This is a genomic window from Streptomyces sp. NBC_01298 (assembly GCF_035978755.1).
Lineage (GTDB): Bacteria > Actinomycetota > Actinomycetes > Streptomycetales > Streptomycetaceae > Streptomyces.
Map to the genome: position 1 here is coordinate 2,680,075 of NZ_CP108414.1, position 26,754 is coordinate 2,706,828.

At 67.3% G+C, this 26,754-nt stretch carries 13 protein-coding genes, 1 tRNA gene and 3 rRNA genes; 3 read left to right on the forward strand and 14 right to left on the reverse strand.

What is annotated here, in order from left to right; genetic code table 11:
• Nucleotides 1–6: 6 nt before the first annotated feature.
• From pgsA to OG730_RS12030, 6 genes are all read right to left on the reverse strand, one after another.
• Complete coding sequence (pgsA, locus tag OG730_RS12005; protein WP_327304242.1) at nt 7–663, reverse strand: CDP-diacylglycerol--glycerol-3-phosphate 3-phosphatidyltransferase; 657 nt, start codon at nt 661–663, stop codon at nt 7–9.
• Nucleotides 660–2,168, reverse strand: a complete 1,509-nt coding sequence (rimO, locus tag OG730_RS12010; RefSeq protein WP_327304243.1) for a 30S ribosomal protein S12 methylthiotransferase RimO — start codon at nt 2,166–2,168, stop codon at nt 660–662. The genes pgsA and rimO overlap by 4 nt, the downstream gene beginning before the upstream one ends.
• 126 nt (nt 2,169–2,294) lie before the next feature.
• Complete coding sequence (locus OG730_RS12015; RefSeq protein WP_327304244.1) at nt 2,295–3,191, reverse strand: helix-turn-helix domain-containing protein; 897 nt, start codon at nt 3,189–3,191, stop codon at nt 2,295–2,297.
• Nucleotides 3,192–3,395: 204 nt separating this feature from the next.
• Nucleotides 3,396–6,218, reverse strand: coding sequence for an FtsK/SpoIIIE family DNA translocase (locus tag OG730_RS12020; protein ID WP_327304245.1), 2,823 nt, complete (start codon nt 6,216–6,218; stop codon nt 3,396–3,398).
• 234 nt (nt 6,219–6,452) lie between these two features.
• The gene (locus tag OG730_RS12025; RefSeq protein WP_266881432.1) at nt 6,453–7,139 is read right to left on the reverse strand and encodes a response regulator; all 687 of its coding nucleotides are present in this window, start codon (nt 7,137–7,139) and stop codon (nt 6,453–6,455) included.
• 229 nt (nt 7,140–7,368) lie between these two features.
• A complete protein-coding gene (locus OG730_RS12030; RefSeq protein ID WP_442814886.1) occupies nt 7,369–12,921 on the reverse strand; it encodes a HAMP domain-containing hybrid sensor histidine kinase/response regulator in 5,553 nt (1,850 codons plus the stop codon).
• A 243-nt stretch (nt 12,922–13,164) separates the two neighbouring features.
• On the opposite strand from OG730_RS12030, the gene OG730_RS12035 reads away from it, so the two are divergent.
• Nucleotides 13,165–15,687: a SpoIIE family protein phosphatase gene (locus tag OG730_RS12035; RefSeq protein WP_327304246.1), complete on the forward strand. Its 2,523-nt coding sequence runs from the start codon at nt 13,165–13,167 to the stop codon at nt 15,685–15,687.
• A gap of 20 nt (nt 15,688–15,707) precedes the next feature.
• On the opposite strand, the gene OG730_RS12040 is transcribed toward OG730_RS12035, so the two are convergent.
• The 8 genes from OG730_RS12040 to dapA all read right to left on the reverse strand — a co-directional run bounded on the left by OG730_RS12040 (nt 15,708) and on the right by dapA (nt 25,396).
• Nucleotides 15,708–15,914: a hypothetical protein gene (locus OG730_RS12040; RefSeq protein ID WP_327304247.1), complete on the reverse strand. Its 207-nt coding sequence runs from the start codon at nt 15,912–15,914 to the stop codon at nt 15,708–15,710.
• A 179-nt stretch (nt 15,915–16,093) separates the two neighbouring features.
• Nucleotides 16,094–16,732, reverse strand: a complete 639-nt coding sequence (locus OG730_RS12045) for a hypothetical protein (RefSeq protein ID WP_327304248.1) — start codon at nt 16,730–16,732, stop codon at nt 16,094–16,096.
• Between the two features lie 125 nt (nt 16,733–16,857).
• Nucleotides 16,858–16,933 (reverse strand) — tRNA-Thr (locus OG730_RS12050).
• A 5-nt stretch (nt 16,934–16,938) separates the two neighbouring features.
• Nucleotides 16,939–17,056 (reverse strand): 5S ribosomal RNA (gene rrf / locus OG730_RS12055).
• 74 nt (nt 17,057–17,130) lie between these two features.
• Nucleotides 17,131–20,254 (reverse strand): 23S ribosomal RNA (locus OG730_RS12060).
• Nucleotides 20,255–20,537: 283 nt separating this feature from the next.
• Nucleotides 20,538–22,062 (reverse strand): 16S ribosomal RNA (locus OG730_RS12065).
• The 16S, 23S and 5S rRNA genes sit together here with 1 tRNA gene alongside, the layout of an rRNA operon.
• 632 nt (nt 22,063–22,694) lie before the next feature.
• Nucleotides 22,695–24,380 carry a ribonuclease J gene (locus tag OG730_RS12070; RefSeq protein ID WP_327304249.1) on the reverse strand — a complete coding sequence of 562 codons (1,686 nt, stop codon included), beginning with the start codon at nt 24,378–24,380 and terminating at the stop codon, nt 22,695–22,697.
• Between the two features lie 116 nt (nt 24,381–24,496).
• A complete protein-coding gene (gene dapA, locus OG730_RS12075; protein ID WP_327304250.1) occupies nt 24,497–25,396 on the reverse strand; it encodes a 4-hydroxy-tetrahydrodipicolinate synthase in 900 nt (299 codons plus the stop codon).
• Between the two features lie 457 nt (nt 25,397–25,853).
• Between dapA and OG730_RS12080 the strand changes: the two genes are divergently transcribed.
• Both OG730_RS12080 and OG730_RS12085 read left to right on the forward strand, forming a co-directional pair.
• On the forward strand, nt 25,854–26,093 hold the full coding sequence (locus OG730_RS12080; RefSeq protein ID WP_327304251.1) for a hypothetical protein: 240 nt from the start codon (nt 25,854–25,856) through the stop codon (nt 26,091–26,093).
• Between the two features lie 48 nt (nt 26,094–26,141).
• On the forward strand, nt 26,142–26,699 hold the full coding sequence (locus OG730_RS12085; protein ID WP_327304252.1) for an SCO5741 family PH domain-containing membrane protein: 558 nt from the start codon (nt 26,142–26,144) through the stop codon (nt 26,697–26,699).
• The last annotated feature ends 55 nt before the right edge of the window (nt 26,700–26,754 follow it).

Sequence of the window (26,754 nt, forward strand, 5' to 3'; positions counted from 1 at the left end):
GCAGGTTCACCGCGCGGCACGCTCCGCGGCGAGCCCCTTGCGCCGGAGCACGACGGCCTCGCGGATGTAGTCCAGACCGGTCACGACGGTCAGGACGACGGCGGCCGCCATCACCCAGAACCGCAGCGTCGCCAGCGGCCCGGTCAGCGCGAGCACGTACATGCCCACCGCCACGCCCTGGGTCAGGGTCTTCAGCTTCCCGCCCCGGCTCGCCGGGATCACTCCGTACCTGATGACCCAGAAACGCAGGAGCGTGATCCCGAGTTCCCGGCCGAGGATCACTCCGGTGACCCACCAGGGCAGATCACCGAGCCAGGACAGACACACCAATGCCGACCCCATGATCGCCTTGTCGGCGATGGGGTCGGCGATCTTCCCGAAGTCCGTGACCAGGTTGTACGTACGGGCCAGATGCCCGTCGAAGATGTCGGTGATCATGGCGACGGCGAACGCCGCCCACGCGAGCGCCCGCCAGACGGGGTCGTAGCCCCCGTCGGCGAGCAGCAGCATCACGAATCCCGGCACCAGGACCAGCCGGATCATCGTCAGGATGTTGGCGATGTTCCACAGGCTGGCCTGATTGACCGCCGCTGCGCCCAGCTTCGCGCCGGGCGCGGGCCGGCGGCCGGTCCCGCCCGCCGCAGATGCCGGGGCTCCGGTCATCCGGCCGCCTCCTCAAGATCCACACCCAGGGGCTCCGCCACCAGGTCCACGCCCAGGGTGCCGACCACCTTCGCGGTGACGATGCGTCCCACGACCAGGCCCGCGCCGTCCGTGAAGACGACCTGGCCGTCGGTCTCGGGCGCCTGGTGGGCGGCGCGCCCGTAGGCTCCCTCGCCGTCCTCCGCCTCGTCGATCGGGACGACCGTCTCGACGAGCACCTCCAGCGTCTCCCCGATCCGCTCCTCCGCGCGCTGCGAGGTGAGCTCCTCGGCGAGGCGCTGCATGTGGGCGAGGCGCTCGGCGATGGTGTCGGCGTCCAGCTTGTTCTCGTACGTGACGGCCTCGGTGCCGTCCTCGTCGGAGTAGCCGAAGACGCCGATGGCGTCGAGCCGCGCGCTGGTCAGGAAGCGCTCCAGCTCGGCGAAGTCCGACTCCGTCTCGCCGGGGAAGCCGACGATGAAGTTGGACCGGACGCCGGCCGTCGGGGCCTTGGAACGGATGGTGTCGAGCAGTTCCAGGAACCGGTCGGTGTCACCGAAGCGGCGCATGGAGCGCAGCACGTCGGGGGCCGAGTGCTGGAAGGAGAGGTCGAAGTACGGGACGACCTTGGGGGTCGAGGTGAGTACGTCGATCAGCCCGGGCCGCATCTCGGCGGGCTGGAGGTAGCTGACGCGGACGCGCTCGATGCCGTCCACCTCGGCCAGCTCGGGCAGCAGGGTCTCCAGCAGGCGGATGTCGCCCAGGTCCTTGCCGTACGAGGTGTTGTTCTCGGAGACCAGCATGATCTCCTTGACGCCCTGCTCCGCGAGCCAGCGCGTCTCGCCCAGCACGTCGCTGGGGCGGCGGGAGATGAAGGAGCCGCGGAAGGACGGGATGGCGCAGAAGGAACAGCGCCGGTCGCAGCCGGAGGCGAGCTTGACCGAGGCGACCGGGCTCTTGTCCAGGCGGCGGCGCAGCGGCGCGCGCGGCCCGGAGGCGGGCGCGAGGCCGTCCGGAAGGTCGGCGGGAGCCGCTGCCGGCTCCTCGGCGGGCGTCGACTGCGCGTGACCCGGGAGGGCCACCTCGGCGTCCTGGCGCTCCGCCGGGCTGATCGGCAGCAGCTTGCGCCGGTCGCGCGGGGTGTGGGAGGCGTGGACGCCGCCGTTGAGGATGGTCTGGAGGCGGTCGGAGATGTCGGCGTAGTCGTCGAAGCCGAGTACTCCGTCGGCCTCGGGGAGCGCTTCGGCAAGTTCCTTGCCGTAGCGCTCGGCCATACAGCCGACGGCTACGACGGCCTGCGTGCGGCCGTGATCCTTGAGATCGTTGGCCTCCAGCAGGGCGTCTACGGAGTCCTTCTTGGCGGCTTCGACGAAGCCGCAGGTGTTGACGACGGCTACGTCCGCATCGGCGGCGTCCTCGACGAGCTCCCAGCCATCCGCCGCCAAGCGGCCTGCGAGCTCCTCCGAGTCCACCTCGTTACGGGCGCAGCCAAGAGTGACAAGGGCGACGGTACGGCGTTCGGGCATGGACTCAAGACTACTTCGTCCCGGCACCGGCCCCCGCCTCCCGTCCCGGACGACAAGATCCCCGGAGTGCGGCGCGGCACTCCGGGGATCCGGAACGTTCTATTCCCTGCTGGTCAGCCCTGCTGATCAGCCCGCCTGGGCCTGGCCCTGACGCGGGTCGTCCTTGGTGTATGTGAGGCGTTCCACCTGTCCGGGCTGGAACTCGTCCTTGATCTCCTTGCCGTTCACGAAGAGCTTCACGACCCCGGCGTCGCCGAGCACCAGGTCGATGGACTCCTTGTCCGTGAACGTCTTCGACTGACCCTGTTCGAGGGTGCCGTCGAAGAGGAGCCGGCCACTGTGGTCCTTGGCCGAGATCCAGCTCTCGCCGTCGTTGGCCGTCAGGACGACCGTGACGAGGTCCTTGGGCGCGGCGGCGATAGCACTGTCCGAAGGCTCCGGCTTGGGAGCCGTAGGCGCCGGCGGTGCCTGGACCGAGGGCTTGGACGCGTTGGGAGTGGGTGCGGGCTTCGGCGCGGCGGAACCTTCCGCCACCGGCCGCTTGGTCTTGTCGTCGGCGCCGCCGAAGGCCGTGAAGCCGACGAAGCCGATCACGGCGACGATGGCGGCGACCATGGCGGCGGTCCAGTTGGGCCGCTGCCGTTCGGGACGGATCCGCTCGGCTTCGAACATCGGCGCGGCGGGGGTGGGTGCCGGCCGGCCGCCGTGGGCCGCGTCGTACGACTCGATCAGGGGTTCCGGATCGAGGCGCACGGCACGGGCGAGCGTACGAATGTGGCCGCGGGCATAGACATCGCCGCCGCAGCGCGAGAAATCGTCGGATTCGATCGCGTGCACGATCGGAATGCGCACGCGGGTGGTGGAACTGACCTCGTCGACAGTCAGCCCGGCGGCGATCCGGGCCTTCTTGAGGGCCGTCCCGATCGACGGCTCTTCGACGGAACGTTCGACGAGGCGGTCCTCGGACCGGTCGTCGGTCGAAGGCCGTTCATCTTCGGGGGATTTGGCGTTGCCGATGGACACGAGGGCGCCTTTCGAGCGTGTAGCCACCTGCTGGAAGTCCAGTCTAGGGGGGTGACGAAAGGGTGGAGCAACCGGAGGGGCACCTCCCTACGCCATACGAATGGCCAGGGGGCTCCCGCCCGGTGTGGCGACCCGGAACGGACCGCCACCTCCCTCAACTAGACACGCGACCGGGGGAAACGGTTGCCCCCGATCCTTTGCCCATTACTCGGGAGTCTCCCCGCGGATCACCGCGAGCACGCCGTCCAGCTCGTCGGCCTTCAGCAGCACGTCGCGCGCCTTCGATCCCTCGCTCGGTCCGACGATCCCCCGCGACTCCATCAGGTCCATCAGCCGCCCGGCCTTCGCGAACCCGACCCGCAGCTTGCGCTGGAGCATCGAGGTCGACCCGAACTGCGTGGAGACCACCAGCTCGGCCGCCTGGCACAGCAGGTCCAGGTCGTCGCCGATCTCCTCGTCGATCTCCTTCTTCTGCTTCTGCCCGACCGTGACGTCGTTGCGGAAGACGGGCGCCATCTGGTCCTTGCAGTGCTGCACGATCCCGGCGATCTCGTCCTCGGTGACGAAGGCGCCCTGGAGCCGCACCGGCTTGTTCGCGCCCATCGGCAGGAACAGCCCGTCGCCCTTGCCGATCAGCTTCTCCGCGCCCGGCTGGTCCAGGATGACCCGGCTGTCGGCGAGCGAGGAGGTGGCGAAAGCGAGCCGCGAGGGCACGTTCGCCTTGATCAGACCGGTCACCACGTCCACCGAGGGCCGCTGGGTGGCGAGCACCAGGTGGATGCCGGCCGCGCGGGCCAGCTGCGTGATGCGGACGATCGAGTCCTCCACGTCGCGCGGGGCCACCATCATCAGGTCGGCGAGCTCGTCGACGATCACCAGCAGGTACGGGTAGGGGCTGAGCTCCCGCTCGCTGCCCGGCGGCAGTTTGATCTTGCCGTCGCGGATCGCCTTGTTGAAGTCGTCGATGTGCCGGTACCCGAAGGCCGCCAGGTCGTCGTAGCGCAGGTCCATCTCGCGCACGACCCACTGGAGCGCCTCGGCGGCCCGCTTCGGGTTGGTGATGATCGGCGTGATCAGGTGCGGGATGCCCTCGTACGCCGTCAGCTCCACCCGCTTGGGGTCCACGAGCACCATCCGGACGTCCTCCGGGGTGGCCCGCACCATCACCGAGGTGATCAGGCAGTTGATGCAGGAGGACTTGCCGGAACCAGTGGCTCCGGCGACCAGCACGTGCGGCATCTTCGCCAGGTTGGCCATGACGTAGCCGCCCTCGACGTCCTTGCCGAGCGCCACCAGCATCGGGTGGTCGTCCTCGGCGGCGTCCGCCAGCCGCAGCACGTCCCCCAGGTTGACCATCTCGCGGTCGGTGTTCGGGATCTCGATGCCGACCGCCGACTTGCCCGGGATCGGGCTGATGATGCGGACGTCGGGCGAGGCCACGGCGTAGGCGATGTTCTTCGCCAGTGCCGTGATCCGCTCGACCTTCACGGCCGGACCCAGCTCCACCTCGTAGCGGGTCACCGTCGGGCCCCGGGTGAAACCGGTGACCTTCGCGTCGACCTTGAACTCCATGAACACGTTCGTCAGCGAGGCCACGACCGCGTCGTTCGCGGCGCTGCGGGTCTTGCCCGGCCCGCCCTTCTCCAGCAGGTCCAGCGAGGGCAGGGAGTACGTGATGTCCCCGCGCAGCTGGAGCTGCTCGGCGCGGGGCGGCAGCGCCTGGGTCTCGGGCGGGGCCTTGGTCAGGTCGGGTACGGACAGCGTCCCGGAGGCCGCCGCGGTGGTGTCGTGCGGCGGGGCCGCGCCCTCGGACGCCGCCGCCGCGGGCTTCTCCTCGCGGGCGGGCCCCTCCTCCCGGGCCGCCGGGACCGGGGCGGTGATCTCCGCACCTTCGCGACCTTCGCGGCCTTCGCGCTCCACCGAGATGCCCTGCGTGAGGTCGGCGACCAGCGGGGAGGGCGGCATGCCGCCGTACACCACCCCGTCCAGTGCGGCGGCGGCCGCCGCGGCCACGTCGACGGCGTCCATCCCGCGGTCCATGGCCGGCCGGCCCGCGGCCCGGCGGGGGCGCCGCCGCCGGGCGAGCGCCTCCTCCTCGGCCGCGTCCGCCGGGTCGCCCGGCCCGGCGGCGCCGGCGTGGGCCCGCCAGCGCTCGGCATCGTGCCGGTCCGCGGCGGCCGAGCCCGGGAAGTCCCCGGACTCCGCGTGCTCGGCGTACTCGGCATCGTGTTCGTTCGGAGCGATGACCCCGAGGCGGATGCCCGCGCTCCGCAGCCGCTGCGGGATCGCGTTGACGGGGGTGGCGGTGACCACCAGCAGCCCGAACACGGTGAGCAGCACCAGCATCGGCACGGCCAGCGGCGCGCCCATCGTGAAGATCAGCGGCTTCGAGGCGCCCCAGCCGATCAGCCCGCCGGCGTTCTGCATGGCGGTGGTGCCCTCGTCGCGCCCGGGGGCTCCGCAGGCGATGTGCACGAGCCCCAGGACTCCGACGACCAGCGCCGAGAGCCCGATGCCGATGCGGCCGTTGGCGTCGGCCTGTTCGGGATGGCGGATGAAACGTACCGCCATGACACCGAGCAGGACCGGCACGAGCAGGTCGAGCCGCCCGAAGGCGCCGGTGACCAGCATGGTCACCAGATCCCCGACGGGCCCGCTCAGGTTCGACCAGGTACCGGCGGCGACGATCAGCGCGAGGGCGAGCAGCAGCAGGGCGAGGCCGTCCTTGCGGTGGGCCGGGTCGAGGTTCTTCGCGCCCTGGCCGATGCCGCGGAAGATCGCGCCGACCGCGTGCGCGATGCCGAGCCAGAAGGCGCGCACCAGCCGCAGCACTCCCCCGGTGGGGGACGGCGCGGGCTTCGGCGCCACCTTCCTGACGGGGCCGCGCTTGGCCGCGGACGCCGCCTTCTTCGCGGGCGGCTTGCGCGCTGGGGCAGCCTTCTTCGCCGGCGCCGTCGTACGGCCGGTGCGGCCCTTGGCGGTGCCCGCCGTGCTCTGGGAACCCTTACCGGACGTACTTGAGGCCATGCGCCCGAGGTTACCGGTGCGCGCGCCGGTGGACACGCGTGCCCACCCCTTCACCCGTTCGTGTCGTTCCGGGTCCGGGGTGGGAGACGCCCGCGGCCTCGGCCCGTACCGGTGGCCCGCCCTGACGCTCCGCCAGACCTGACGGCCCGCCAACCGGGCCCGCACGCGGCCCTTGCGGACCGCGAGCGACTGACGCCGAAGGACCGCCGGCGGGCCGCCGAAGGACCGCGAACCTCAGCCCTGTGCGGGCAGCACGGGAGCCCCGCCGCCGGTTCCCGGCTCCAGCGCGTCGAGCGCCCGCCGCAGTCCGGTGAGCTTGCGTTCCAGGTGGGCCGCGGTGGCCACCACCGAGGGATCGGCCGACTCTTCGCCGAGCTGCTTGGTCAGCGCCTCCGCCTGCTCCTCCACCGCGGCGAGCCGCGCGGAGAGCTCGGCCAGCAGGCCGGCCGTCTCCTTGGAGCCGTCCACCGCACCGTTGGAGCTGCCGCCCTCCAGCTGGAGCCTCAGCAGCGCCGCCTGCTCGCGCAGTTGGCAGTTCTTCGTATACAGCTCGACGAACACCGAAACCTTGGCCCGCAGCACCCACGGGTCGAAGGGCTTGGAGATGTAGTCCACCGCGCCCGCCGCGTACCCGCGGAAGGTGTGGTGCGGACCGTGGTTGATCGCCGTGAGGAAGATGATCGGGATGTCCCGGGTCCGCTCACGCCGCTTGATGTGCGCGGCCGTCTCGAACCCGTCCATGCCCGGCATCTGCACGTCGAGCAGGATGACCGCGAAGTCGTCCGTCAGCAGCGCCTTGAGCGCTTCCTCCCCCGACGACGCCCGGACCAGTGTCTGATCGAGCGCGGAGAGGATGGCCTCCAGCGCCAGCAGATTCTCCGGCCGGTCGTCGACCAGGAGGATCTTGGCCTTCTGCACCATGCCCTGTCCTCCTCGCCCCGGCATGGGGCCTCCCCGGCTCCTGGCTCCGGCCTGTGCGCCGGGCCCCGCCCCAGAGGACGGCATCCTTGCGCCGTCCGTCCTTGTGCCGGTCATCGTAGCCCCAGTCCCGAGATCGCCACACCCTGTCACCAAGATGTCACAGCGCACGAACGAGAAACGTGGTGGAAGGGCAGAAGGTTCCCTCGGGAGTCCCCCTCGGCCCGCCCGGTCACGCCCCGGCCCCGCGCATGTGCCCTTCCATGACCGACAGTAGGTAATCGGGCTCGACCGGCTTGGTCACGTAGTCCGAGGCACCGGACTCGATCGCCTTCTCCCGGTCCCCCTTCATGGCCTTCGCCGTCAGCGCGATGATGGGCAGCCCCTCGAACTGGGGCATCCGCCGGATCGCCGAGGTCGTCGCGTACCCGTCCATCTCCGGCATCATGATGTCCATCAGCACGAGCGCCACGTCGTCGTGCTGTTCCAGGACCTCGATGCCCTCCCGGCCGTTCTCCGCGTACAGCACCGCCAGACCGTGCTGTTCCAGCACGCTGGTCAGCGCGAAGACGTTGCGCACGTCGTCGTCCACGATCAGCACCCGCTCGCCGTGGAAGTCGTACGTCCGCGGCGCCGTCGGCAGCGGCTCGTCCACGGCCCACGCGTCCGCCTCGCCCTGGCCGGGCACCTCCGCCCGCAGCGGCGGCTCGGCCATCGCCTTGCGCCGCCGCCGGAACAGCGCCGAAGAACCCTGCCCGTACCCTTCCCCGGCCCGCGGCAGCGCCATCGGCGCCACCGGCCCTACGGGGCCCTGCGCCACCGGCGCCGCCGGCAGCTCGGGCCGCGCCTCCTCGGCGGCCGGGCGGCGGTACAGCTCCCCGCGCGCCCCGCCGGGCGTCGGCGGCGCGTACCCCTGCGGGGGCAGCTCGCTCGGGTGCAGCGGCAGGTACAGCGTGAAGGTCGATCCGCGGCCCGGTTCGCTCGCCGCGTGGATCTCCCCGCCCAGCAGCCGGGCGATCTCCCGGCTGATGGACAGCCCGAGGCCGGTGCCTCCGTACTTGCGGCTGGTGGTCCCGTCGGCCTGCTTGAACGCCTCGAAGATCACCAGCATCTTGCTCGCGGCGATCCCGATCCCGGTGTCGGTCACCGAGAAGGCGATCAGGTCGGCGTCGGCCTCCCGCAGCGAACCGGCCTCCAGGAGCTGCTCGCGGATCGCGATGGGCACATCGGCCCCGGCGGGCCGGATCACCAGCTCCACCGCCCCGGTGTCGGTGAACTTCACCGCGTTCGACAGCAGGTTGCGCAGTACCTGGAGCAGCCGCTGCTCGTCGGTGTGCAGGGTGGCCGGAAGCTCCGGGGAGACCCGTACCGAGAAGTCGAGGCCCTTCTCCGCCGTCAGCGGCCGGAAGGTGGCCTCCACGTAGTCGACGAGCTGGACCAGCGCGATCCGGGTCGGGGAGACGTCCATCTTCCCGGCCTCGACCTTCGACAGGTCGAGGATGTCGTTGATCAGCTGGAGCAGGTCGGAGCCGGCCCCGTGGATGGTCTCGGCGAACTCCACCTGCTTGGGCGAGAGGTTCTCGTCCGCGTTGTCGGCGAGCAGCTTGGCCAGGATCAGCAGGGAGTTGAGCGGGGTCCGCAGCTCGTGGGACATGTTCGCCAGGAACTCGCTCTTGTACCGCATCGAGACCGCGAGCTGCTCGGCGCGCTCCTCGAGGACCTGCCGGGCCTCCTCGATCTCGGTGTTCTTCACCTCGATGTCCCGGTTCTGCTGGGCCAGCAGCTCGGCCTTCTCCTCCAGCTCGGCGTTGGCGGCCTGGAGGGCCTTCTGCCGGTTCTCCAGCTCGTCGGAGCGCTCGCGCAGCTGCTCGGTCATCTCCTGCGACTGCTTGAGGAGCATCTCCGTCTTGGAGTTGACGGAGATGGTGTTGACGCTCGTCCCGATCATCTCGGCGATCTGGCTGAGGAAGTCCTTCTGGATCTGTGTGAAGGGCTGGAAGGAGGCCAGCTCGATGACGCCGAGCACCTTCCCCTCGAAGAGCACCGGCAGCACGATCACGTGCGCCGGCGGGGCCTCGCCGAGCCCGGAGGAGATCTTCAGGTAACCGGGCGGGGTGTTCTCGATGAGCACCATCCGCTTCTCCTCGGCGACCATGCCGATGAGCCCCTCCCCCGGCCGGAAGGAGATGGGCATCTGCCCGCTGGCGTACGCGTAACTCCCGCGCATCCGCAGCTCGTACGAGCCGTCCGCGCCGCCGTCGGTCCCGATCTCGGTGGTGCCCCCGGTCGGCAGCGCCAGGAAGAACGCCCCGTGCTGCGCGGAGACCACCGGGGTCAGCTCGCTCATGATCAGCGAGGCCACGTCGTCCAGCTCGCGGCGGCCCTGCATCAGGGCGGAGATGCGGGCGAGGTTGCCCTTGAGCCAGTCCTGCTCCTTGTTGGCCAAGGTGGTGTCGCGCAGGTTGGCGATCATCGTGTTGATGTTGTCCTGGAGGACCTGGATCTCGCCCGCCGCGTCCACGTCGATCTTCAGGTTGAGGTCGCCCCGCGTCACCGCGGTGGCCACGGCCGCGATGGCGCGCACCTGCCGGGTGAGGTTTCCGGCCATCTCGTTCACGGACTCGGTCAGGTCCCGCCAGGTGCCGTCCACGTCCCGCACCCGGGCCTGGCCGCCGAGGATGCCCTCGGTACCCACCTCCCGGGCCACCCGGGTCACCTGGTCGGCGAAGGAGGAGAGCTGGTCGACCATCGTGTTGATCGTGGTCTTGAGCTCCAGGATCTCCCCGCGCGCGTCGATGTCGATCTTCTTGGTCATATCGCCCTTGGCGATGGCGGTCGTGACCATGGCGATCTGCCGCACCTGGCCGGTGAGGTTGGAGGCCATGAAGTTCACCGAGTCGGTGAGGTCCTTCCACGTCCCGGAGACCCCCGGCACGTGCGCCTGGCCGCCGAGGCGGCCCTCCGTACCCACCTCGCGGGCCACGCGCGTGACCTCGTCGGCGAAGGAGGACAGGGTCTTGACCATCGTGTTGACGGTGTCGGCGAGCTGCGCGACCTCGCCGCGCGCCTCGACGGTGACCGTCTTGGTCAGATCACCGTTGGCCACCGCGGTCGACACCTGCGCGATGCCGCGCACCTGGGCGGTCAGATTGCCGGCCATGGTGTTGACGTTGTCGCTGAGGTCCTTCCAGATGCCGGTGACCCCGCGCACCCGGGCCTGGCCACCGAGGATGCCCTCGGTACCCACCTCGCGGGCCACCCGCGTCACCTGCTCGGCGAAGGAGGAGAGCTGGTCCACCATCGTGTTCACGGTGGTGACGAGCTCCAGGATCTCGCCCTTGGCATCGACCGTGATCTTCTTCGACAGGTCGCCCATGGCGACCGCCGTGGTCACCTCCGCGATGTTGCGCACCTGCGAGGTCAGGTTGTTCGCCATGAAGTTGACGGACTGGGTGAGGTCCTTCCAGGTGCCGGAGACACCCTTCACCTCCGCCTGGCCGCCCAGGATGCCCTCGGTACCCACCTCCCGGGCCACCCGGGTCACCTGCTCCGCGAAGTTCGAGAGCTGGTCCACCATCGTGTTCAGGGTGTTCTTGAGCTCCAGGATCTCGCCCCGGGCATCGACCTCGATCTTCTGCGACAGGTCGCCGCGCGCCACCGCGGTGGCGACCTGCGCGATGTTGCGGACCTGGGAGGTCAGGTTCCCGGCCATGCCGTTCACGGAGTCCGTCAGATCACGCCATACGCCGGCCACACCGGGCACCTGCGCCTGACCGCCGAGCCGGCCCTCCGTACCCACGTCCCGGGCCACCCGGGTCACCTGCTCCGCGAAGGCCGAGAGCTGGTCGACCATCGTGTTGATGGTGTTCTTCAGCTCCAGGATCTCGCCGCGCGCGTCCACGTCGATCTTCTGCGAGAGGTCGCCGCGCGCCACCGCCGTGGTCACCTGGGCGATCTGGCGCACCTGGGAGGTCAGGTTCCCGGCCATGAAGTTGACGGAGTCGGTGAGCTCCTTCCAGGTGCCGGACACCCCCTCGACCCGCGCCTGGCCGCCGAGCCGGCCCTCCGTGCCCACGTCCCGCGCCATCCGCGTGACCTGGTCGGCGAAGGAGGACAGCTGGTCCACCATCGTGTTCACGGTGTTCTTCAGCTGGAGCATCTCGCCGGAGACGTCGACCGTGACCTTCTGCGACAGGTCGCCGTTGGCCACCGCCGTCGTCACCTGGGCGATGTTGCGGACCTGACCGGTGAGGTTGCGGAAGGCCGTGTTCACCGAGTCGGTGAGGTCCTTCCACGTGCCCGCCGCGCCCGGCACCTGCGCCTGGCCGCCCAGTTCGCCCTCGACGCCGACCTCACGGGCCACCCGCGTCACTTCTGCGCCGAAGGACTGGAGCTGGTCCACCATCGTGTTGACGGTGTTCTTCAGCTCCAGCATCTCGCCGGCCACGTTCACGGTGACCTTCTGCGACAGGTCGCCGTTGGCCACCGCCGTCGTCACCGTCGCGATGTCCCGCACCTGCGTGGTGAGGTTGCGGAAGACCGTGTTCACCGAGTCGGTGAGGTCCTTCCACGTGCCCGCGGCCCCCGGCACCTGAGCCTGGCCGCCGAGCGTTCCCTTGGCCCCGACCTCGCTGGCCACGCGCGTGACCTCGTCCGCGAAGGTCCGTAGCGTCTCGGTCATCTGGTTGATCGTTTCGGCCAGCTGCGCGACCTCGCCGCGCGCGCTGACCCGGACCTTCTGCGACAGGTCGCCGTTGGCCACCGCCGTCGTCACCTGCGCGATCCCGCGCACCTGGGCCGTCAGGTTCCCGGCCATGGTGTTGACCGAGTCGGTCAGGTCCTTCCACACGCCCGCGACCCCGGGCACCTTCGCCTGGCCGCCGAGCTCACCCTCCGTACCCACCTCGCGGGCCACGCGGGTCACCTCGGAGGAGAACGAGGAGAGCTGGTCCACCATCGTGTTCACGGTGTTCTTCAGCTGCAGCATCTCGCCGGCCACGTGCACCGTGACCTTGCGCGACAGATCGCCCTTGGCCACCGCCGTCGTCACGAGAGCGATGTCACGCACCTGAGCGGTGAGCCGGTACGCCATCGTGTTGACGGAGTCGGTCAGATCCTTCCAGGACCCGGACATCCCGCGTACCTGCGCCTGGCCGCCGAGCTTGCCCTCGGTACCCACCTCCAGCGCCACCCGCGTCACCTCGTCGGTGAACGCGGAGAGCTGGTCGACCAGGTTGTTGACCGTCCGCCCGACCTTCAGGAACTCCCCGCGCAGCGGGTGCCCGGCACCCTCCGCGGCCTGGGTCCGCAGGTCCATGCGCTGGTCGAGATCACCCTCGGCGACCGCCGACAGCACCCGGCCCACCTCGGACACCGGCCGGGCCAGATCGTCCACCAGCTGGTTCGAGGCATCGATCGCGGCCGCCCAGGAGCCCTCGCAGGCACCTGTTTCCAGCCGTTCGCTGAGCTTGCCCTCGCGGCCCACCATCCGCCGCACCCGGGACAGCTCCCCGGTCAGGTGGAGATTGCGGTCGGCGACCTCGTTGTAGACGGCGGCGATCTCCGCCATCACCCCGTCGCCGGACACCGTCAGGCGCTTGCGGAAGTTACCGTCCCGCATCGACACCAGGGCCGTGAGCAGCCTGTTCAGGGCCGCGGTATCGACCTCCGTCGTCGTGCCCCGCCGGGAGCGACCTCCCTTCGGGCGCGTTCCCGTACGCCGCACCGCCGCGCCAGCCTCCACCGTGTCCCTCCCGAAGGGGTCGACCTCTGTTCCACCGGGCATCTTGCTCATCAGACTGCGCCCACTTACGCCGTGCCCATCTACGCCGTGCCCGTTTACGCCGTGCCCATGTACGGCCCGACTTCAAGCCTGCCCAGTGTTTCACCCCGGCCGAACCCGGCCATAACACTCCGGCACCATCGCACACCCTCCGCACCCTGCGGGTGGATTCCCGGACGACGGCACCATGGCGACCGCGAAGGTAAGTAACCTGGCATCCGTTGTCCACCGCGTCGAAGGAGACTTGTGATCACGGCACGGGCGGCTGCCAGTTTCGATCCACAGGGGCGTTCGGTCGCTGCTGCCCGCGCATTCGTCCGCGACACCCTCCAGGGCTGGGGTTTCTCGGACATCGTCGACGACGCGGTCGTCCTCACCAGCGAGCTCGTCACCAACGCCGTGGTCCACGCCGGAACCCGCGCCGAGGTCCTGTGCCTGCGCACCGAGGACGGCGTACGGGTCGAGGTGGCCGACCGCTACCCCGAGCGCGAGCTCCCGCTCCACCTCCCCGGCGAGCGCCCGTACGCGGACCCCGACCGCGAGAACGGCCGCGGGCTCATGCTCTGCGCGGCCCTCGCCACCCGCTGGGGCGTCGAGTACACGGCCGCGCACAAGCACGTCTGGTTCCGGCTCGACATGCCGGACCGTCCGGTCGGTACCCGCTCCGCGGGGCCCGTCGTCCCCGACCAGCTCCTCCCCCTGGCCGACAGCCGGGTCCGCGTCGCCGTCCTGCAGATCGACTCCGCGGGCACCGTCTCCGCCTGGAACGAGGACGCCGAGATCATCTTCGGCCACCTCGCCTCGAAGGCGGTCGGCCGCCCGCTCGCCGAGCTCGCCGCCTGGCCGCAGACCCCCGGCACCGGCACCGGCATCGCCGAGGCCCTGCGCCTGTCCCGCTGGGAGGGCAGCTACGGCATCCGCGGCGCCGACGGCCGCGTCATCCCGATCTACGCCTCCCACCTGCGGGTCCGCGATGCCCACGGCGAGCCCTCCATCGTCTGCCTGCTCGTGCACGACGACGAGCGCGCCCTGCTGCAGAGCCCCGTACGGGCCCCCATGGACGGCGGCCACCTCACCGAGACCCGCCCCACGGACCCCTTCGAGATCTTCATCGGCTCCCCCGCCCCCGACGACCTCGACGGCCTTCTCCAGCGCACCGTGGAACGCGCCCGCGACCTCCTCGACGCCGACTCCGCCTTCCTCCTCCTCGCCACCGACGACGAGACCGAGCTCGAGGTCCGCGCCACCACCGGCCTGCCGTCCACCCGCCAGCGCTTCGCCCGCGTCCCCGTCGAAGCCGGCACCAACCGGTACGGCAGCGCCCGCATGCCCGCCATCCACGAGGACCTCGTCGTCGTCCCCGGCGCGGTACCCCTCCTGGAAGCCACCGGCATGCGCTCCGCCATCACCGTCCCCCTCAAGGTCGAGGGCCGCCTCACCGGTTCCCTCGGAGTCGCCGCCGAGATGCCCGGCCGCTACTCCAACGACGACGCCCTGCGCCTGCAGTTCGCCGCGGACCGCATCGCCCTCGCCGTGGAATCCGCCCGCCTCGGCGAGCTCGAACGACTGCGCCGCGGCTCCCTCTCCTTCCTCGTGGAGGCCTCCGACCTGCTCGCCGGCACCCTGGACCGGGACCAGACCCTGGCCCTCATGGCCCAGATGACCGTCCCCACCCTCGCCACCTGGTGCGCCGTCTACACCATCGCCGACCAGGCCTCCGACCCGTTCCTCTCGTACGTCCTGCACGAGGACGAGGAACGCATCGACGGACTCAAGGCCCTGCTGGCCCAGGTCAGCCCGCCCGAGCCGGTCCGCGAGTCCGGCGCCCGCCCCTGGCCGGAAACCTCCCTGGCGGTCGGCGGCGAGACCGTGGTCCTCCCGCTCCTCGCCCGCAACCGCGTGATCGGCATGCTGACCCTCGGCAAGCCCTCCGAGGAGCACTTCCGCCAGGAGATCCTCGAACTCGCCGAGGACCTCTCCCGCCGCGCCGCCCTCGCCCTGGACAACGCCCGCCTGTACTCCGAGCGCACCGCGATCAGCCGCTCGCTCCAGCGCAGCCTGCTGCCGCCCGGCTCCCCCACCATCCCCGGCATCGAGGTCGAGGTCATCTACCGCGCGGCGGGCGAGGGCAACGAGGTGGGCGGCGACTTCTACGACGTCTTCCCGATCCGCCCCGGCGTCTACGGGTTCGCCATCGGCGACGTCTGCGGTACGGGCCCCGAGGCGGCCGCCGTCACCGGTCTGGCCCGCCACGCCCTGCGCCTCCTGGCCCGCGAGGGCCTCGGCGGCCCGGCCGTACTGGAACGCCTGAACGCGGCGATCCTCGACGAGGGCGACCGCAGCCGCTTCCTCACGCTCCTCTACGGCGAGCTGCACCCGCAGCCCGACGGCGGCGCCCACATGAAGGTCGTCTGCGCGGGCCACCCGCTGCCGCTGCGCCTGCGCCCGAACGGCGAGGTCATCCCCGCCGCCGACCCGCAGCCCCTCCTCGGCGTCCTCGACGACCTGGAGCTCTACGAGCAGACCCTCACCCTGGACCCGGGCGACGTCCTCCTCTGCGTCACCGACGGTGTCACCGAACGCCGCGAGGGCACCCGCATGCTCGGCGACGACGGCCTCGCCGAGGTCCTCACCACCTGTACGGGCCTCACCGCCGGCGCCGTCGCCTCCCGCGTCCTGCGCGCGGTGGAACGCTTCGCCGCGGAACCGGCCTCCGACGACATGGCCATCCTGGCCTTCCGCATCCCCCGGCAGCGCGACGGCGACTGAGCACCGTCGCGCCACTCGCCCTAGCGGCGGGGCCCCGCCACCAGGATCATGAACGACGGGGCCGCCATTTCCCCGGTCCAGGGCGCACTGCCCGTCTCCACGACCGAATCCCGGCCGGTGTCGGACCGGGAAGCGGACCGGAACGGCTGCACGGACGGAGAGGCGGCGTCACCGGCCAGAGCGATCCTGACCGTGTGGGCGAGGTGTCGAATCCGTTCGTTGTTCATGAGCTTTCCTCCCGTGGATCGAAGGCCTGGGAACTCCTGCTGATCCCATTGCGCCCCGGCCCCCGCCCCCGGTCACGGCCCGAAGATTCGGGGCTTGACGAGGAGCCCCGGACCCCCACCACGCACAAAGGGCCCCCGCCACAAAGGCGGAGGCCCTCCTTGCGCCGTCCCTCAGACCCTCAGACGTCGTCCCGGCGCGCCAGCGCGATCCCGAGCACGTCCCGGACGTACAGCTCGAGGAACTCGGGCAGCCAGGGATCACCGGCCATCCGGTCGAAGACCTTCACCAGCCGCTCGTCCGGCTCATCGGTCAGCAGGACGATCCGCCAGGTATTGAGCGGCCTCTCATCCGTACCGGCGACCCCGTGCTGTACGTGGAACAGCGGCTGCCGGCCGTCCGCGCGCAGGGGCACGCCCCGCACGTCGGCGAAGGTCTCCCGGCCCAGAAAGGTGACCACCTGCCGGTCATGGTTCAGGTACGTCTCTTCGAGCACGAGTCCGTACTCGTCCGGCTCCAGCCACAGCCTCTGCCGCGACTGCCGGGCGAACTCGGCCCCCAGGTCCGCGCCCGCCCGGCCCGGCACCCAGGCGGAGGCAGAGCCTTCCTGAATGACGTACGGAATGAAGGCACCGGGATTGCCGGCCTTCCGGACCTCCATGTCCCAGATCCCCGCCCGGTCCAATGCCACCGGCTCCGCGGCGACGTACCGCTCCCCCAGGATCCGGTTCACGTCCACGGCCGGCAGAACCGCCCGGGTATACCTCTCGTCGGCCCAGGCCTGCTCGAACTCGGCCTCGGCCGGAGTCTGATCCGACATCACGCGTCCCTCCCCAACAACACCCTCAAGATCAATCCAAACCGAAGGATACTCAGGAGGAGATCGCGGAAAGAGTGGGGGGAAACGCAAAAAGGCCCCCGCCAATGGCGGGGGCCTTCTCGTTTTGGAGCCCTTTAACGGAATCGAACCGTTGACCTTCTCCTTACCATGGAGACGCTCTACCGACTGAGCTAAAAGGGCGGGTTGTTCGGCGGCGTCCTACTCTCCCACAGGGTCCCCCCTGCAGTACCATCGGCGCTGAAAGGCTTAGCTTCCGGGTTCGGAATGTAAACCGGGCGTTTCCCTAACGCTATGACCACCGAAACACTATGAAGTTAACCAACCGGATATGAACACAGTTCGTTACTTCAGAACTAACACAGTGGACGCGAGCAACTGAGGACAAGCCCTCGGCCTATTAGTACCAGTCAGCTCCACCCGTTACCGGGCTTCCACATCTGGCCTATCAACCCAGTCGTCTACTGGGAGCCTTACCCTCTCAAGGAGGTGGGAATACTCATCTTGAAGCAGGCTTCCCGCTTAGATGCTTTCAGCGGTTATCCCTCCCGAACGTAGCCAACCAGCCATGCCCTTGGCAGGACAACTGGCACACCAGAGGTTCGTCCGTCCCGGTCCTCTCGTACTAGGGACAGCCCTTCTCAATATTCCTACGCGCACAGCGGATAGGGACCGAACTGTCTCACGACGTTCTAAACCCAGCTCGCGTACCGCTTTAATGGGCGAACAGCCCAACCCTTGGGACCGACTCCAGCCCCAGGATGCGACGAGCCGACATCGAGGTGCCAAACCATCCCGTCGATATGGACTCTTGGGGAAGATCAGCCTGTTATCCCCGGGGTACCTTTTATCCGTTGAGCGACGGCGCTTCCACAAGCCACCGCCGGATCACTAGTCCCGACTTTCGTCCCTGCTCGACCCGTCGGTCTCACAGTCAAGCTCCCTTGTGCACTTACACTCAACACCTGATTGCCAACCAGGCTGAGGGAACCTTTGGGCGCCTCCGTTACTTTTTGGGAGGCAACCGCCCCAGTTAAACTACCCATCAGACACTGTCCCTGATCCGGATCACGGACCGAGGTTAGACATCCAGCACGACCAGAGTGGTATTTCAACGACGACTCCACAACCACTGGCGTGGCCGCTTCAAAGTCTCCCACCTATCCTACACAAGCCGAACCGAACACCAATATCAAACTATAGTAAAGGTCCCGGGGTCTTTCCGTCCTGCTGCGCGAAACGAGCATCTTTACTCGTAGTGCAATTTCACCGGGCCTATGGTTGAGACAGTCGAGAAGTCGTTACGCCATTCGTGCAGGTCGGAACTTACCCGACAAGGAATTTCGCTACCTTAGGATGGTTATAGTTACCACCGCCGTTTACTGGCGCTTAAGTTCTCAGCTTCGCCACACCGAAATGTGACTAACCGGTCCCCTTAACGTTCCAGCACCGGGCAGGCGTCAGTCCGTATACATCGCCTTACGGCTTCGCACGGACCTGTGTTTTTAGTAAACAGTCGCTTCTCGCTGGTCTCTGCGGCCACCCCCAGCTCACGGAGTAAATCCGATCACCAGTGATGGCCCCCCTTCTCCCGAAGTTACGGGGGCATTTTGCCGAGTTCCTTAACCATAGTTCACCCGAACGCCTCGGTATTCTCTACCTGACCACCTGAGTCGGTTTAGGGTACGGGCCGCCATGAAACTCGCTAGAGGCTTTTCTCGACAGCATAGGATCATCCACTTCACCACAATCGGCTCGGCATCAGGTCTCAGCCTTATATGAGGGACGGATTTGCCTACCCCTCGGCCTACACCCTTACCCCGGGACTACCACCGCCCGGGCTGGACTACCTTCCTGCGTCACCCCATCGCTTACCTACTACAAGTCTGGGTCACCGGCTCCACCACTTTCCTTTCCCCGAAGGGTCCGGAACGGCTTCACGGGCTTAGCATCGCCTGATTCGATATTGGGCGTTTCAAAGCGGGTACCGGAATATCAACCGGTTGTCCATCGACTACGCCTGTCGGCCTCGCCTTAGGTCCCGACTTACCCTGGGCAGATCAGCTTGACCCAGGAACCCTTAGTCAATCGGCGCACACGTTTCTCACGTGTGTATCGCTACTCATGCCTGCATTCTCACTCGTGAACCGTCCACAACTAGCTTCCGCTGCTGCTTCACCCGGCACACGACGCTCCCCTACCCATCACAGCGGGCGTTGGCCCTATTGCTGCAATGACACGACTTCGGCGGTACGCTTGAGCCCCGCTACATTGTCGGCGCGGAATCACTTGACCAGTGAGCTATTACGCACTCTTTCAAGGGTGGCTGCTTCTAAGCCAACCTCCTGGTTGTCTCTGCGACTCCACATCCTTTCCCACTTAGCGTACGCTTAGGGGCCTTAGTCGATGCTCTGGGCTGTTTCCCTCTCGACCATGGAGCTTATCCCCCACAGTCTCACTGCCACGCTCTCACTTACCGGCATTCGGAGTTTGGCTAAGGTCAGTAACCCGGTAGGGCCCATCGCCTATCCAGTGCTCTACCTCCGGCAAGAAACACGTGACGCTGCACCTAAATGCATTTCGGGGAGAACCAGCTATCACGGAGTTTGATTGGCCTTTCACCCCTAACCACAGGTCATCCCCCAGGTTTTCAACCCTGGTGGGTTCGGTCCTCCACGAAGTCTTACCTCCGCTTCAACCTGCCCATGGCTAGATCACTCCGCTTCGGGTCTAGAGCGTGCAACTCAATCGCCCTATTCGGACTCGCTTTCGCTACGGCTTCCCCACACGGGTTAACCTCGCTACACACCGCTAACTCGCAGGCTCATTCTTCAAAAGGCACGCAGTCACGACCGTTATTCCGAAGAATAACGGCGACGCTCCCACGGCTTGTAGGCACACGGTTTCAGGTACTATTTCACTCCGCTCCCGCGGTACTTTTCACCATTCCCTCACGGTACTATCCGCTATCGGTCACCAGGGAATATTTAGGCTTAGCGGGTGGTCCCGCCAGATTCACACGGGATTTCTCGGGCCCCGTGCTACTTGGGAGATCCTTAAGCAAGCCGTTAATGTTTCGTCTACGGGGGTCTTACCCTCTACGCCGGACCTTTCGCATGTCCTTCGACTACATCAACGGTTTCTGACTCGCCGACCGGCCGGCAGACCGATCAAAAGAATTCCCACAACCCCGCATGCGCAACCCCTGCCGGGTATCACACGCATACGGTTTGGCCTCATCCGGTTTCGCTCGCCACTACTCCCGGAATCACGGTTGTTTTCTCTTCCTGCGGGTACTGAGATGTTTCACTTCCCCGCGTTCCCTCCACATGCCCTATGTGTTCAGGCATGGGTGACAGCCCATGACGACTGCCGGGTTTCCCCATTCGGACACCCCCGGATCAAAGCTCAGTTGGCAGCTCCCCGGGGCCTATCGCGGCCTCTCACGTCCTTCATCGGTTCCTGGTGCCAAGGCATCCACCGTGCGCCCTTAAAAACTTGGCCTACAGATGCTCGCGTCCACTGTGTAGTTCTCAAGCAACGACCAGTCACCCATCACCCTCGTCCGGAGACGAAGTTCACTGGGGCCGGCATCACGAAGATAAGACCTTCCGGCCGTACCCTCAGATACCCAACAACGTGCCAAGCACGATCCCCCGTCAGTGAGTCACTTTCCACGCCGAAGCAGTACTTGTGATCCATCCAGGAAACCGTGCCAACTAATCAACGTTCCACCCTGAGCTGACCGTGCAGAACGTTTGTCTGCAATCGGTACTGTGCTCCTTAGAAAGGAGGTGATCCAGCCGCACCTTCCGGTACGGCTACCTTGTTACGACTTCGTCCCAATCGCCAGTCCCACCTTCGACAGCTCCCTCCCTTACGGGTTGGGCCACCGGCTTCGGGTGTTACCGACTTTCGTGACGTGACGGGCGGTGTGTACAAGGCCCGGGAACGTATTCACCGCAGCAATGCTGATCTGCGATTACTAGCAACTCCGACTTCATGGGGTCGAGTTGCAGACCCCAATCCGAACTGAGACCGGCTTTTTGAGATTCGCTCCACCTCACGGTATCGCAGCTCATTGTACCGGCCATTGTAGCACGTGTGCAGCCCAAGACATAAGGGGCATGATGACTTGACGTCGTCCCCACCTTCCTCCGAGTTGACCCCGGCGGTCTCCTGTGAGTCCCCATCACCCCGAAGGGCATGCTGGCAACACAGGACAAGGGTTGCGCTCGTTGCGGGACTTAACCCAACATCTCACGACACGAGCTGACGACAGCCATGCACCACCTGTATACCGACCACAAGGGGGGCACTATCTCTAATGCTTTCCGGTATATGTCAAGCCTTGGTAAGGTTCTTCGCGTTGCGTCGAATTAAGCCACATGCTCCGCTGCTTGTGCGGGCCCCCGTCAATTCCTTTGAGTTTTAGCCTTGCGGCCGTACTCCCCAGGCGGGGAACTTAATGCGTTAGCTGCGGCACCGACGACGTGGAATGTCGCCAACACCTAGTTCCCAACGTTTACGGCGTGGACTACCAGGGTATCTAATCCTGTTCGCTCCCCACGCTTTCGCTCCTCAGCGTCAGTAATGGCCCAGAGATCCGCCTTCGCCACCGGTGTTCCTCCTGATATCTGCGCATTTCACCGCTACACCAGGAATTCCGATCTCCCCTACCACACTCTAGCTAGCCCGTATCGAATGCAGACCCGAGGTTAAGCCTCGGGCTTTCACATCCGACGTGACAAGCCGCCTACGAGCTCTTTACGCCCAATAATTCCGGACAACGCTTGCGCCCTACGTATTACCGCGGCTGCTGGCACGTAGTTAGCCGGCGCTTCTTCTGCAGGTACCGTCACTTTCGCTTCTTCCCTGCTGAAAGAGGTTTACAACCCGAAGGCCGTCATCCCTCACGCGGCGTCGCTGCATCAGGCTTTCGCCCATTGTGCAATATTCCCCACTGCTGCCTCCCGTAGGAGTCTGGGCCGTGTCTCAGTCCCAGTGTGGCCGGTCGCCCTCTCAGGCCGGCTACCCGTCGTCGCCTTGGTGGGCCATTACCCCACCAACAAGCTGATAGGCCGCGGGCTCATCCTTCACCGCCGGAGCTTTTAACCCCCGCCCATGCAGGCAGGAGTGTTATCCGGTATTAGACCCCGTTTCCAGGGCTTGTCCCAGAGTGAAGGGCAGATTGCCCACGTGTTACTCACCCGTTCGCCACTAATCCACCCCGAAGGGCTTCATCGTTCGACTTGCATGTGTTAAGCACGCCGCCAGCGTTCGTCCTGAGCCAGGATCAAACTCTCCATGAATGTTTACCCGTAATCGGGTGCACACGCACTTAGAGCGGGACAGTCATGTCGGAATAAGACCGACCGTCCACTGCGTCCTCGCTGTGTAATTGCCTGCAAGCATCACGGCAGAACCGCGACCTCACAGGTCTTTTTCAAAGGAACCTCATCCACCGAAATGGACGGGGTATCAACTTTTTGGCGTTGATTTTTGGCACGCTGTTGAGTTCTCAAGGAACGGACGCTTCCTTTGTACTCACCCTCGCGGGTTTTCCTCCGGGCTTTCGTTCTGTTCTGTTCTTGCGTTTCCGACTCTATCAGACTCTTTCGTGTCCGATTCCCAGTCAGCGGGATCCGCTTTCCAGTTCTTCGCTTTCGCGTTTCCCTTTCCGGCGATTCCAACTCTACCAGATCATTTCCGCGTCGTTTCTGACTTGGATTTGAATTGGATGGCCATTGGAGAGCCATTCCCTTTCGGGCGAGCCAGACTTTATCAGGTTTCCCTGCTCTGGAATCCCACCCGCCCGCATCGGCATGGCCGGGCACACGTGTGTGCCGGGGGGCCGTGCGAGGTGGAGACGTAAACGTACTGGAGCGGGGCCCCCGGATGCAAATCCGGTTGCCCCGCTCCGGTGTGGTCGCTACGGCGAGGGTCAGACCTCGACGACGACCGGGAGGATCATCGGGCGGCGGCGGTAGCCGTCCGAGACCCACTTGCCCATCGTGCGGCGGATGAGCTGCTGGATCTGGTGCGGCTCGGCCACACCGTCCGCGGCGGCGCGGGCGATGGCTTCCTCGATCTTCGGCAGGACGGACGTGAACGCCGAGTCCTCGATGCCGGAGCCGCGGGCCTGGATGTTCGGGCCGCTGACGATCTTGCCCGTGGTGCTGTCCACCACGACGTAGACCGAGATGATGCCCTCGTCACCGAGGATCTTGCGGTCCTTGAGGTGGGCTTCGGTGACATCGCCGACCGAGAGGCCGTCCACGTAGACGTAGCCGGCCTGGACCTTGCCCGAGATGCGGGCCTTGCCGTCGATGAGGTCGACGACGACGCCGTCCTCGGCGATGACGATGCGGTCCTTCGGTACGCCCGTCAGGGCGCCGAGCTCCGCGTTGGCGCGCAGGTGGCGCCATTCGCCGTGGACCGGCATCAGGTTCCGCGGCTTGCAGATGTTGTAGAAGTACAGCAGCTCGCCCGCGGAGGCGTGGCCCGAGACGTGCACCTTGGCGTTGCCCTTGTGCACGACGTTGGCGCCCCAGCGGGTCAGGCCGTTGATCACGCGGTAGACCGCGTTCTCGTTGCCCGGGATCAGGGACGAGGCCAGGATGACCGTGTCGCCCGGGACGATCCGGATCTGGTGATCGCGGTTCGCCATGCGGGACAGGGCCGCCATCGGCTCGCCCTGCGAACCCGTGCAGACCAGGACGACCTCGTGGGCCGGCAGGTCGTCGAGGGTCTTGACGTCCACGACGAGGCCGGCCGGGACCTTCAGGTAGCCCAGGTCACGGGCGATGCCCATGTTGCGGACCATCGAGCGGCCGACGAAGGCGACCCTGCGGCCGTACTCGTGGGCGGCGTCGAGGATCTGCTGGATGCGGTGCACGTGGCTCGCGAAGCTCGCCACGATGATCCGGTTGTTGGCGTTGGCGAACACCGTGCGCAGGACGTTCGAGATCTCGCGCTCGGGCGGGACGAAGCCCGGGACCTCGGCGTTCGTCGAGTCCGAGAGGAGAAGGTCGATGCCCTCTTCGCTCAGACGCGCGAAGGCGTGCAGGTCGGTGAGGCGGTTGTCCAGCGGGAGCTGGTCCATCTTGAAGTCACCGGTGCACACGACCATGCCGGCGCCGGTGCGGATGGCCACGGCCAGGGCGTCCGGGATGGAGTGGTTGACCGCGATGAACTCGCAGTCGAAGGGGCCGAGGTTCTCGCGCTCGCCTTCCTTCACCTCAAGGGTGTAGGGGCGGATGCGGTGCTCCTGGAGCTTGGCCTCGATGAGCGCCAGCGTCAGCTTGGAGCCGATCAGCGGGATGTCCGGCTTCTCCCGGAGGAGGTACGGGACGGCGCCGATGTGGTCTTCGTGGCCGTGCGTGAGGACGATGCCCTCGATGTCGTCGAGGCGATCCCGGATGGACGAGAAGTCCGGCAGGATCAGGTCGATGCCCGGCTGTTCCTCTTCAGGGAAGAGGACACCGCAGTCGACGATGAGCAGGCGGCCGTCGAACTCGAAGACGGTCATGTTGCGGCCGATCTCACCGAGCCCGCCCAGGGGGGTGACCCGAAGGCCGCCCTTGGGGAGCTTCGGCGGCGGACCGAGTTCAGGATGCGGATGGCTCAAAAGGTTCTCCTTCACCACGCGCGGCCACGTACCCGTCGAGGCACGTGGCGCGCATGTCATTCGTGCACTTGCTGTGGTCTTGTGTGGTTCTGCTTATTCAGTTGTGAAGTCTGATGTCAGAGCTGTACCCCGCCGGCGGCAAGATCGATCTTGAGCTGGGCCGTCTCTTCGGCGGTCAGCTCGACCAGCGGGAGACGCAGCGGGCCCGCGGGCAGGCCCTGCAGGTTCAGCGCGCCCTTGGTGGTGATCACACCCTGGGTGCGGAACATGCCGGTGAAGACGGGGAGCAGCTTCTGGTGGATCTCGGTGGCCTTCTGGACGTCGCCGCCCAGGTGAGCCTCGAGCATCTCTCGGAGCTCGGGGCTGACCACGTGACCGACCACGGAGACGAAGCCGACCGCGCCGACCGACAGGAGCGGCAGGTTCAGCATGTCGTCACCGGAGTACCAGGCCAGACCGCTCTGCGCGATGGCCCAGCTGGCGCGTCCGAGGTCGCCCTTGGCGTCCTTGTTGGCAACGATACGGGGGTGCTCGGCCAGCCGGACGAGTGTTTCCGTATTGATCGGGACACCGCTGCGGCCGGGGATGTCGTAGAGCATCACCGGGAGCTCGGTGGCGTCGGCGATCGCCGTGAAGTGCCGGAAGAGGCCCTCCTGCGGCGGCTTGCTGTAGTACGGGGTGACCGCGAGCAGGCCGTGAGCGCCGGTGCGCTCGGCCTCGCGGGCCAGCTCGAGGGTGTGACGGGTGTCATTGGTGCCGATGCCGGCGACCACGTGGGCCCGGTCTCCGACCGCTTCGAGTACGGCTCGTACGAGGTCGTTTTTCTCCGCGTCAGTGGTGGTCGGCGACTCACCGGTGGTGCCGTTGATGATCAGGCCGTCGTTGCCTGCGTCCACCAAGTGGACGGCGAGCTGCTGCGCGCCGTCGAGGTCAAGTGCGCCATCCGCCGTAAACGGCGTGATCATGGCGGTGAGGACCCGCCCGAAGGGGGTCTGCGGAGTCGAGATCGGAGCCATGGGTAACACGCTACTCGCTGCCATGCTCGCGGTGTCCCCTCGGGGGACGTGATGACGGTGTTGGAGCCCGGCACTGCCTGCTCGGGGGTTCAAGCAGTGCCGGGTCCGTTTGATCAGCCTAGATGAACTTTACGAAACGTGGCAATACGGACACTTCAGACTTGTTCCGTACATCCGTGCGGAACCGGGACTTCTACCCAAACAGGGCATCGTGGTGGGCCCTGGGAAGGGTCCGGCCCGGGTCTCACCGCGGAGACGGCAGAGCCGGCCGACAGGGCCGAACGGGCAGCCCGGGCCGCGTCGGGCCCTCGGCGGCGAAGCTGACGCAACGCCACGAACTTTGGTGAATCTCCCGAAAATCGGCACCGATCGGGCCATTCGTACGTCCTACTCCGTAGAACGTCCGCCCATCCCGCCCCACCGCCCCGGGGCCCTGACTGTGAGGAGAGTCGTTCCCATGTTTCGCCGGCGCGAACCCGTCCCCTTCGCCTTCGTCGCCGAGGCCGACCGATTCCGCAGCAACGTCACTCCGCCGCCGCGCGAGAGTCTGAGCAAGACCCAGATCGCCGCCCGTAGTCTGGTTGGACTCACCGTCGTCGCGGGGCTCGTCGGATCGCTGCTCTTCGGCGTCCCCGCACTGCAGCCGAGCCACGCACCGGAGAAGTCGCAGCAGTCGGAGGCCTCCGAGGGGCGGTAGCCTCACGGGCACAGCCCAACCGAACGTGCATGTGAGTGAGGTCCTGCCGTGCCCCTGCCCTTCCTGACGGCCGACGGCGCATTCGACGCGCACGACACCGGGGAGACGCTCCCCTACGAAGACCCCGACCGATGGCGCCGCCCGTACCGCCCGGGGCCCTGGCGGGTGGCCATCGCCTCGGTGATGCTCCTGGTCGGCTCGTTCATGCTGTTCGCCACGGTGATCATCGTGGCCGCCGGCACCTGGACCGGCGCCCTGGGCGGTCTGCTGGCCTCGCTCGCCGTGGTCGGCTCCGCCCTGCGGCTGCTGCGCACGGGCGTCTGGGTGAGCCCCAAGGGGCTGCGCGTGGCCGGGTTCCTGACCACGCGCTCGATCCCCTGGGACCAGGTCGGCGAAGTCCGCACCGTGCAGCAGCCCGTGCGCTGGCTCGGGTTGCCGAGGACCGTGCAGGGTCAGGCCCTGACGGTGGCCGCGCGCGGCGGCGCCGAGCTGCCGGTGCTGCTGACCGACCACAACGCCGATTTCCTGTCGCGGACCGAGGCCTTCGACCGGGCCGCCGGCCGGGTCGAGGCCTGGGCCGACGAGTACCGGGCCGTGCCCGCCTGAGGCGGTCCGCCCCGGCGCCGCGGCGCCCCCGGTGAGAGTCCGTCACGCGCACGGG

Excerpts from the sequence above, each read along its gene's own strand:
- rimO (WP_327304243.1), bottom strand. The coding sequence starts at position 2,168 with ATGCCCGAACGCCGTACCGTCGCCCTTGTCACTCTTGGCTGCGCCCGT.
- OG730_RS12045 (WP_327304248.1), bottom strand. The coding sequence starts at position 16,732 with ATGTCGGATCAGACTCCGGCCGAGGCCGAGTTCGAGCAGGCCTGGGCC.
- OG730_RS12025 (WP_266881432.1), bottom strand. The coding sequence starts at position 7,139 with ATGGTGCAGAAGGCCAAGATCCTCCTGGTCGACGACCGGCCGGAGAAT.
- pgsA (WP_327304242.1), bottom strand. The coding sequence starts at position 663 with ATGACCGGAGCCCCGGCATCTGCGGCGGGCGGGACCGGCCGCCGGCCC.
- OG730_RS12080 (WP_327304251.1), top strand. The coding sequence starts at position 25,854 with ATGTTTCGCCGGCGCGAACCCGTCCCCTTCGCCTTCGTCGCCGAGGCC.
- OG730_RS12040 (WP_327304247.1), bottom strand. The coding sequence starts at position 15,914 with ATGAACAACGAACGGATTCGACACCTCGCCCACACGGTCAGGATCGCT.
- OG730_RS12030 (WP_442814886.1), bottom strand. The coding sequence starts at position 12,921 with ATGCCCGGTGGAACAGAGGTCGACCCCTTCGGGAGGGACACGGTGGAG.
- dapA (WP_327304250.1), bottom strand. The coding sequence starts at position 25,396 with ATGGCTCCGATCTCGACTCCGCAGACCCCCTTCGGGCGGGTCCTCACC.
- OG730_RS12020 (WP_327304245.1), bottom strand. The coding sequence starts at position 6,218 with ATGGCCTCAAGTACGTCCGGTAAGGGTTCCCAGAGCACGGCGGGCACC.